Source organism: Miniimonas arenae (genome assembly GCF_006351005.1).
GTDB lineage: Bacteria > Actinomycetota > Actinomycetes > Actinomycetales > Beutenbergiaceae > Miniimonas > Miniimonas arenae.
The window spans coordinates 1-1150 of record NZ_VENP01000144.1 but is presented as its reverse complement, the minus strand read 5'-3'; the positions used below and the strand labels follow the sequence as shown (position 1 = coordinate 1150).

At 68.0% G+C, this 1150-nt stretch carries 1 protein-coding gene; it reads right to left on the bottom strand.

Annotated elements, in window-relative coordinates:
• Positions 1–53 precede the first annotated feature (53 nt).
• A partial coding sequence (locus FH969_RS15000) for an IS110 family RNA-guided transposase (RefSeq protein WP_139988017.1) occupies positions 54–1150 on the bottom strand: 1097 nt, incomplete at its 5' end.

The window sequence follows — 1150 nt, the reverse complement described above, 5'->3', positions numbered from 1 at the left end:
CGAGTTCAGCGCCTCGGCCATCGCGTTGATGCTCCTATAGCTCGTCAAGTCGATCAGGCCGCGATTTCGAGCTCTCCATTAACGGGCTTGGCGATGGCGTCCGGGGCCGGCAGCAGGCGGAAGAGCTCGCGAGCGAGGTACCGCTTCAGGCACCGGATGATCTCCCGCTTCGACATGCCCTCGGCGGTGCGACGGGCCACGTAGTCGATCGTCGGCTGATGCCAGCGCATGCGCACGATGACCACGCGATACAGCGCGGCGTTGGCCTGCCGGTTCCCGCCGCGGTATAGACGGTGCCGGCTGTTGGTCTTGCCGGATCCAGCCGGGATCGGGCACGCGCCACACATCTTGGCAAACGCTGCCTCGGACTTGATCCGGTTGGTGTTGTCGCCGGCGGTGATCAGCATCTGTGCCGCAGTGTCGTAGCCGACGCCGACGGCCTCGACGAGCTGGGGCGCAGCGGCCGCAGTGAGTGCCTTCAGTGATGCGGCGTGAGCCTTGGCCTCCTCGTGCAGCGCCAGCCAACGCTTCGCCATCGAGGACAGCACGTGTCGCATCGCCACATCCGGGTCGCCCGGGACAACAACGGCAGGTGCGCCACGGCGCACGGGCGGCAGTGGAGTCGGACCCTCCAGCGCCGCGCACGCGAGGATCAGCTTGTGGTCGGTGAGCGTCTCCAGCTCCGCCCGCAACGCCTCGCTCCCGGTCGCGAGGGTCGCCTTGAGCGTGATCATCGCGGTTGTCCGCGCTTGAACGGCACCGTCGTAGGCGATCTTGACCAGCCTGATCGTTTCGACCGCGCCGTCGGCGGTCTTGGGTGTCGACAGCCCGTGCCCAGCCAGGAGCTGGCGTGCAGCGTGCTCGGCATCGATGGTGTCGTTCTTCCCTGCGAGTCGACGTTCCGCGGCCCGTGCTGGGCGGGCGATCTCGTGGACGTCGTGACCGTGGTTGCGCAGGTAGCGCGCCAAGCCGACCCCGTAGGAGCCGGTGCCCTCGACGCCGAACCCGATCAGCCGACCGGCCGACCCGACGAAGGCCAGACAGAAGGCGAGGAGCTCCTCAAACCCGGCGATGGTGGTGGGCACGACGATGTCGCCGAGCCGGCCGCCAAAGCCGTCGATCGCGACCGCTACGTGGTTGTCCTTGTGGG